This is a genomic window from Elstera sp. (genome assembly GCF_044372965.1).
Taxonomy (GTDB): Bacteria; Pseudomonadota; Alphaproteobacteria; order Elsterales; family Elsteraceae; genus Elstera.
In genome coordinates this window covers 1-8064 of sequence record NZ_JBILQX010000165.1, presented here as the reverse complement: position 1 = coordinate 8064, position 8064 = coordinate 1, and the positions used below count along the sequence as shown (strand labels likewise).

Below are 8064 nucleotides of genomic sequence, written 5' to 3'. Positions count from 1 at the left end.
ACCATTTCCTTTAGTCCCATGAACGCGCTGGCAATCACCGGCAACGCCATGGCCATCGCCTCTTTGGCGACGACGGGGCCGCTATCGCGCTCGCCGTTAGCGGCTTCCTTGAAGGGGCAAATCAAGGCCCGATAGGCGGGGCCTTCGGCGGCGATCCAGGTGCTCGGCTTTGCACCGAGGAAGCGCACTTGCGCCGACAAATCGAGGGCGGCGACCTGGGCTTCCAAACTGGCGCGCAACGGACCGTTGCCGACAATATCCAAGGCTAAGGCGATACCCTGCTGCTGGCGTGCCTGGGCGAGGGCCGCAAAAAGATCCGCCCCGCCTTTTGCCTCCACCAAGCGACCGATAAACAGGTAGCGGCCATTGTCGGGCGTCAACCCGCTCCGGGGCCGAAACCGCGTGGGATCCACCCCGCAAATCACCCGCCGCACCAGGGTTTCAGGCGCAAGCCGCTTAAACTCGTCGCTCATATCGCGGCAGGTGGACGCCGCAAAATCGACCGCGCTCAGCTTTTGCGGCAGATCCTCGGGTTCGGCATAAATATCATGCCCGTGTCCGGTAAAGGATACGCCGAGCCCCGCCCAGCGCGCGGCGACAATGGCATGAGAGGCGGCCCCACCGGCAAAATGCGCGTGGAGATGGTCGCACCCGTTGGCACGGGCCAGGGCGGCCACCTTCCAGGCATTCCACAGCAGACTGCGACGGGGCGATTTGCATTGTGCAAACCAGAATGCAAGACCGCGCGGGGCGGAAAGCGACGGGGCAAGGGCCGCCCGCAGCGCCAAATCCCCCGGCTGATCCGGCAAATACAGGGCGCTTTCGACCAGCGGCAGGTCGATCTCTTGACCGGGAAAAGTCTTTGGCGTCAGGACGATAGGAACAATCCGGTGCCCACGCTTCTGCATGGCGCGCATCTCGGTCCCGATAAAGGTTTCCGACAGAACGGGAAAAGCAGCCAGAATATAACCGATGGTCTTCATAGGGCCTCCTGAGGGGCTGGGCTGGTCTAACCGTTGCAAGGGATGCGGCAGACACGTGGGGGGACGGGGACGAGAATTCGCTCCTCCTACCCATCGCAAGCCAGATGCCAGTTCTTGAGAGCTCAGGAGATAAGCAATGACAAAAATAGTAATTCAGGAAAAATTTGCGGTTTCGGCCGTTGTTCCTACACACAATTGTTTAGAATATCTTAAGAAATCACTCAAAAGCGTTGTCGATCAAACTGTCGAAGACATGCAAATTATTGTTGTCATCGATCGTTCGACCGATGGAACCGCCGCTTGGCTCGCCCAATACGATTGCCCGCGCCCGCTTACGATCATCGAAACAGATGTTGGCTGCCCGGCCCTGGCGCGCAATTTGGGAGTTGAAGAAGCCAGCGCGCCGCTCATAGCGTTTTTGGATGACGATGACGTGTGGATGCCAGGGAAGCTTGCGGCCCAGGTTGCGGCCCATCAGGCCGACCCCGAGGTCGTTCTAAGCTTTACCGACTACCGCCACCGCACCCTGGACGGCCAGGATTTTGGAACTTGCTTCGACTACTGGGGCGCAAAGCCCGCAATCGCGCGAGGGTTCACCCGGCTGAGCGCCCCGCGCTCGACTCTCTTGGGCCGTAACTTAGTCGGCACCTCCACCGTCATGGTGCGCCGCGATGCGTTTTTAGCGGTCGGGGGGTTTGATCCATCGCTGCCCTCTAGCGAAGATTGGGACCTTTGGCTTAGCCTCGCCGGGCATGGTCCCGTCAGTTGGAGCCCGGATGTGACGACCGAGTATTTATTGCGCCCCGGCAGTCGCACGTCCGCCCGTCACTTGCGGATTGCTGCCATGACGATGATCGCGCAACGCCACCTGAGCCGAGGCCCCACCCGCTGGCAGGATCGGCTGCGGCTGCGCGCCCGTTTACTGGTCGGGCACGCCGAGGCGCTGGAGCAAAATAATCGACGTGCCGCCGCCGCCGGATATCATTTTCTGGCCGGTCTCATGACCGCCGACCGACGAGCCTTGCGCGCGGGCATGGCGGATCTGTCGCGCTCCTTCCAACGGATGTAATCGGCGATGATTCTTCTCGATCAGCGCTTCCCCATTCAAACCGGCGTTGCGCGCGCTATTCGGGCCGCGCTGCTGGACGCGGCACCGCGACTCAATCTGCCAACGGGGCCGGTTCAAGACCTGATTACGGCGGCAAGCGAGATCGTCAATAACATCATCGAACACAGCCGCGCCCCCCGCGCGCAAACCATTCATGTTTGCCTGTGCTTGACGGTGGAAACCCTCGCCTTGACGGTGGAAGACGATGGCGGGCCCTTCCAAGCCTTCGGCTCGGTCGCCAAACGCCCGGCGCTGAACCCGTTCGACGATTCGGTTGAGGAGGGCGGCTATGGGCTGTTTCTCATCCGCCGCCTGTTTCCCGACCATCGCTACGAGGCGGGGCCGCCAAACCGCTTCAGTATCGCCCGGAATTTGGCCCGCCGCCGTCCCCGGCTGCTGCTGATCGAGGATGAAACCACCCTGCGGCGGCTCTATGAAACGATGCTGTTGCCGCTCTATGACGTGGTCGGCTGCACCACGGCGGCGGAAGCCCTGGCGCTCGCCAGCCTCACCAAGCCCGATCTTATTCTGTCGGACATTAATCTGCCGGACCAAATGGGCCTAGACCTCCTGACCCAAATAACCCGCGACCCCAATAGCCCGCCGGTTCCGATTATCGTTTTCTCAGGCTCGCGCACGCCCGAAATCGAAGCCCGCGCCAATCGGCTCGGTATCGATGATTTTCTGGAAAAGCCGGTAACGCGCGCAACCTTGCTGAAAACCGTCGATCGGGCCTTAGGGCGAGCCGGACGGGATCGCGCCCAAATGTTGGGACATATGCAATCGCGCCTCACCCGCTCCATCGCCCCGGAAGCGCCATCGCGGTTCGGCCCGTTCCGCTGTGCCCTGGCCTCGCGCCCGATTTCGGTCGGCGGCGGCGATATGCTGGTACGGCTCACCAATGGCGAGCAGGAGCGCTTACTGTTGGGCGATGTGATGGGCCACGGGCTGGAAGCCAAGCTGATGGCGCATGTTCTCGCGGGTTATGTGCGCGGCCTGGTGCAGGGGCTGGGTGAGCAGGATTTTTCGGCCAATGATCTGCTGCGCCGGTTATCGCGCGCGATTGCCGAGGATCGGTTGCTGCAAGACTGCCTGATGACCGGCATGATTATCGAACCCCTCGGGCCGGGGCGGTTGCGCCTCACCAATGCGGGGCATCCGGAGCCGCTTATTCTTTCGGAAACCCCTCGGGGATTAACCACAAACCCTGGCCCGGTGATCGGCCTTGTCCGCGACCCCGACTATCCATCGGTCGATATTTCTTTGGGGAAGGGCGAGCGGCTGTTGATCGTGACGGACGGGATATTCCCGCACACGCAATCGGTCGGCCTGCCGGAGGATGTACTTGCCGCCCTAGCGCCGATTTTAAATGATCTCCGGTCGCTTCCGCTGAGCGAAGCGATTGCCGCCGTCACGCAGTATCTGAATGCGCAAGACCTCTCCGATGATTGGACCATTCTGCTGATCGAACCAGAACCGCTCTAAGCGGCGCTCTTATAGGCCGCCAGGAGCCGCGCTACCCCCGCTTCACACCCGTAGGTTCCAACGACACGGGCATAGGCGGCCAGGGCCAAAGCCGCGCGCGCCTCGGTGCCGCTATCGAGCCACGCGGACAGGGCCTGTTCCAAGGCCTTCTGGTCCTCGGGCGCAACCAGAAGGCCTGCCCCCGTCGCCAAAAGCTGCGGTAACGCGCCGACGCCAAAAGCCAGCACGGGGACCCCTGCCGCCATCGCTTCAAGGGCGGCCATCGGCAACCCTTCGTGGCGGGAGGGAAGACACAGAAGATCGAGCATCGGCCAAACCGCCGCAACATCGGCTTGGAAACCGTGGAAGCACAGATTGGGCGGGGCTGCCGCCTGTAGCTCCGCCCCCATTGGCCCCTCGCCGAACACATGGAACGCCGCGCGGCCTTCCATCCGCCGGGCAAGGGCCAGAAACAGATCAGGCCCCTTTTCCCACGATAGACGCCCGACAAACCCAATGCAGGGAATTGCGGGTGACGGAGTACCGCGATTAAACGGCGGAATCGGAATGAAATTGGGATGAACCGCTACCGGCTGCGGCAGGGCGGCGGCAATGGCTTCGTTCACCGCCAAGCGCGGGCCGAGGCGGCTGGTCAGCCGGTCTAGCGCTTGATAGAGCCGCACGCGGCCAGCCCCCGGCTCCCCGGCATGAAAGGTGGAAATCACCGGAACCCCGGCCAATCGGGCCGAAAGCCGCCCCTGAATTCCGGCGCGATAACCGTGGGTGTGGAGCAAGGCCGGGCGGCGACTTCGGAGGGCTTGGATTAGGGCAAGCGGATGATCCGCCAAGCTTTCGTATGGAACCCCCGCCGCCTGCAACCGCGTTTCCAGGGGATGCGGGCCATGATCGCGCAGAAACACCACGCGGGGGGTGATCCCCTCCGCCGGGACCGCCTGCTGCAAGGCTTGGGCGATGACTTCCACATGCCGCTCGATGCCGCCAAAACTGCGGCTATCGAGCAAAATCCAAACGTCCCCACGCATCAGCCGCCTCCAGATAAGGGATTAGGCCTTGGAAACCGCAAACCCTGTGCCAGGGCTTTTCGGGAAAATCCTGAGGCCAATGGGTTTTGCAGACTGCTTTCGCGTCGCAAATTGCATTCAATTTGCAGAGCGCAAGACTTTGAAAACGCCAATTCATTGAATTTACTTAGGTTTCTTACGGCCCCCGGCTTGCGATTGCTTTGGCACAACAGAGCAAAAGGAGCCATAGAATGGCGCATTATCTCATTACAGGCGGGTGCGGGTTTATCGGCGGTCATTTGGTGCGCGCCGTTCTGGCGCAAGGGCATCGGGTGACGGTGGTCGATGATCTTTCGTCCGGGCGCGCCGATGTTCTGCCGGACGGCGTTCGGCTTATCGTTGGCGATGTGGCCGATGCGGGCGTGATGACCGACGCGATGCGCGGGGTTGATGGGTGCTTTCACCTGGCGGCCATTGCTTCGGTCCAGCGCTCAATCGAAGATTGGATCGGCACGCACCGGGTGAATTTGACCGGCACGATCGCCGTCTTCAACGCCGCACGCCGCACCCGCGTGCCGGTCGTCTATGCCTCCTCGGCGGCAATCTACGGCGATCAAGAAATTCTCCCCATTGCCGAAGCCGCCACGCCGCACCCGCTCACGGCCTATGGCGCGGATAAATACGGGTGCGAGCTTCACGCCCGCGTGGCGGGGCTGACCCATGCCATCCCTTCAATGGGGTTTCGCTTTTTCAATGTCTATGGACCCGGTCAGGACCCCGCATCGCCCTATTCCGGCGTGATTTCGATTTTCATCGACCGCATCCGGCGCGGCGAGCCGATTGTGATTCACGGCGATGGCTACCAAACCCGCGATTTCGTGTTCGTCGGCGATGTGGTCCGGCATCTGCTCGCCGGGATGACGCAAGCCAGCGTGGAAGCCCCCGTTCTCAACGTCTGCACCGGGCGCGGAACCTCCATTCGCCTTTTGGCGATGGCCTTGCGCGATATTTCTGGCAGCGCGGTCGATATTCGCGTTGGTGAAGCTCGGCCCGGCGATATCCGCAGTTCGGTCGGCAGTCCGCGCCGGGCGATTGACCGGCTGGGGGTGATCGCCGACACCCCCCTCACCGTGGGGCTCACGCAAACCTTTAGCGCGCTCGCCGCCGGGGCGCAGGCCAAAGCGGCTTAACTTTCCCTTCCTCCCCAAACAACAAAAGCCCGATCGGATCGATCGGGCTTTTTGCTGTTCAGGGTCTCCGCGCGAGGGGGGATCAATGACGCCGCAGCAGGGGCCGACTGAGAAACCAGCGCGCGAGCCGCTCGGAAAAACCGGGCAGAATGCGCCGCAAGCGGCGGGCTTCGCGGGCGAATTCTTCGCCCAAGGTTGGGAAGTCCCGGTCATTTAACACCAGCCCGGCGAGATTTGCCCCAGCAAGGCGCAGGTTTTCCACCACCGCGCGCGCGTCCGGCAGCCGCGTGCCCGCGCTCAGGGCGACCAGAATCGCCGCATCGCATGCCGCCGCAATTCGATCAGCGGGGATATTGCGCCCATTGATGAGCGTCGCCGGGGACGTATCGACGACGATGACCTCATAGGCGGCGAGATCGTCTTGAAGCAGGCTCGACAAATGCCGCCCCTCCCGAAAATCGACCAAAGTATCGCGCCCTTCGCGGGGGGCGACCGGGGCCGGGACCAGATCGAAACGTCGGCTCTGGTCGGCGGGCAAGCAGACCGCATTCACCGACCGATTGCCCGGCCGCCAGACCGATTCGACTGCCCGCACGAGGGGCCGATGCAAATTGAGATCGAGATAGACGGTCCGCAACCCCGCCGCTGCCGACCGGGCGGCTAAAGCTTGCGCCAAGGTCGTCGCGCCATCGCCGGAGCGGATCGCCGTGACCGAGAGGCTGCGCGCCCCCCGGCCAATCGTACGCCCGTAGATCGCCTCGATTTCCTGATAGGTCGGGTTCAACTCCATCATAGCGCACCGCCAATCAGCGCGAAGATCGAGAGCACCGAAACCGTATCGCGGACGCCATCCATAAAGATCTTCCAGTCGGATTGGGCGATGGTCGGCACGTAGACCGTGTCGCCGGGGCGCACCACGGGAAGCTTGGTGACATCCCCCGTTTTGGCAAAGTTGACGAGATCGAAGATACGGGCTTGTTCCTGGCAACAACCCAGATTGACCACGAGGATTTTCTCCTGATAGGCGTCGCTGGCCGGGCCGCCCGCTTCGGCGAGCAGATCGAGCAGGCTCATATCGTCCGAGAAACGATAGCGCCCGGCTTTCCCCACCGCGCCCAGCACACGCACGGTATTTTCCTTGCTCTGGTCCAGCCAATCGCCGTTGCGCTCGGGCACGAAAATCACATCGCCGGGTTTGACGCGCGGCAGCAAAGTGCCGTCGCCGGTCTCCAGATAGCGGGTGAAGTCGAGTTTGGTGACGCGCGCCGCGCCCTTGGTATCGTCGCGGTGGGAGATGCGGATATTCCGCAAATCCGCGCCGCTGGTGGGGCCGTTCGCCGCCGAGAGAATATCCATAAAGGAGAAATTCTCGCTGAAGGCATAGCGCCCCGGAGCCCCCACTTGGCCCATAATATGGATCGACCGATCCGAGGCTTGGCGCGTCCATTGGGCTTTATTGTCGGACGGGTCTTGCGGTAGTTCGGGCACCATGATGATCGTCCCGGCGCGGATTTTCGGCACGCTGGCAAGATCGCCGCCTTTATCGAGAAACGCCCCAAGATCGAACAGCGTCGGTTTAGCCCGCTCGGCATCGCTTTTAATGATCTGAACGTGGGAAACATCGGCGCGTGCGGTCGGCCCGCCCGCTTGGGCGATAAGATCGAAAAAGGTCATTTCGTCCGACCATTCAAACCGCCCCGGCTTATAAACCGCGCCGAGCACCTGAACGGCACGGCCGGGGGCGATTTTCAACCACGAGGGCTCATTGGTATCCATTTTCTCGGGAACGAAAATCGCATCGCCAGGGCGAACCGGGGGCAGCGGGGCCGCCGTGGGATTTTCCGTATAGCGCGGCAGATCGACCAGCTCGACCTTGCCATCGGCCCGCAGCACGCGGATTTGGCGCGTATCGGCAAAGCGCGTCGGCCCGCCCGCATTGGCCAGAACATCGATGAAGGTCGCGCCGGGCTTACCGTCGAACGCGCCTGGCTTTGCGACTTCGCCCATCACATAGACGGTGGAGGCCCCCCGGCGGATTTCTTCCATCTGCTTCGGCACGAACAGAGTGGCTCCCGGCTGCACATCGGGCAGTTGCGCCTTATCGCCGGTATCGAGGTAGTTTTGCAGATTAAAGAGGATCGGCTTGCCCTGATTGATAATGCGGATCTGCTCGACGGCGGCATAGCGGGTAACGCCGCCTGCGCGCATCAGCATATCCACCGCCGTCACCCCCGGCTTATAGGCGAAAATCGCGGGCGTATTGACCTCGCCGAACACTTTGATCGCCGTGCGCTCTT

At 62.3% G+C, this 8064-nt stretch carries 7 protein-coding genes; 3 read left to right on the top strand and 4 right to left on the bottom strand.

Annotated features, from left to right (window positions below):
• The coding region (locus tag ACIQ36_RS16250; RefSeq protein WP_395831216.1) for a glycosyltransferase at positions 1 to 983 on the bottom strand (983 nt) is incomplete at its 3' end.
• Positions 984 to 1119: 136 nt separating this feature from the next.
• Between ACIQ36_RS16250 and ACIQ36_RS16245 the strand changes: the two genes are divergently transcribed.
• The gene (locus ACIQ36_RS16245) at positions 1120 to 2052 is read left to right on the top strand and encodes a glycosyltransferase family 2 protein (protein ID WP_395831214.1); all 933 of its coding nucleotides are present in this window, start codon (positions 1120 to 1122) and stop codon (positions 2050 to 2052) included.
• A gap of 6 nt (positions 2053 to 2058) precedes the next feature.
• Positions 2059 to 3576: a SpoIIE family protein phosphatase gene (locus tag ACIQ36_RS16240; protein WP_395831211.1), complete on the top strand. Its 1518-nt coding sequence runs from the start codon at positions 2059 to 2061 to the stop codon at positions 3574 to 3576.
• On the opposite strand, the gene ACIQ36_RS16235 is transcribed toward ACIQ36_RS16240, so the two are convergent.
• On the bottom strand, positions 3573 to 4598 hold the full coding sequence (locus tag ACIQ36_RS16235; protein ID WP_395831209.1) for a glycosyltransferase family 4 protein: 1026 nt from the start codon (positions 4596 to 4598) through the stop codon (positions 3573 to 3575). The two genes, ACIQ36_RS16240 and ACIQ36_RS16235, sit on opposite strands and share 4 nt — an antisense overlap.
• Positions 4599 to 4828: 230 nt before the next feature.
• Here ACIQ36_RS16235 and ACIQ36_RS16230 point away from each other — a divergent pair, with 230 nt between their 5' ends.
• Positions 4829 to 5767 (top strand): NAD-dependent epimerase/dehydratase family protein, encoded by a 939-nt coding sequence (locus tag ACIQ36_RS16230; protein ID WP_395831207.1) that lies wholly within the window; start codon positions 4829 to 4831, stop codon positions 5765 to 5767.
• Positions 5768 to 5849: 82 nt separating this feature from the next.
• Here the strand turns inward: ACIQ36_RS16230 and ACIQ36_RS16225 are convergent, their stop codons facing one another.
• Both ACIQ36_RS16225 and ACIQ36_RS16220 read right to left on the bottom strand, forming a co-directional pair.
• Positions 5850 to 6560 carry a hypothetical protein gene (locus ACIQ36_RS16225; RefSeq protein WP_395831205.1) on the bottom strand — a complete coding sequence of 237 codons (711 nt, stop codon included), beginning with the start codon at positions 6558 to 6560 and terminating at the stop codon, positions 5850 to 5852.
• On the bottom strand, positions 6557 to 8064 hold a 1508-nt coding region (locus ACIQ36_RS16220; RefSeq protein ID WP_395831203.1), incomplete at its 5' end, for a polysaccharide biosynthesis/export family protein. The genes ACIQ36_RS16220 and ACIQ36_RS16225, both read right to left, overlap by 4 nt.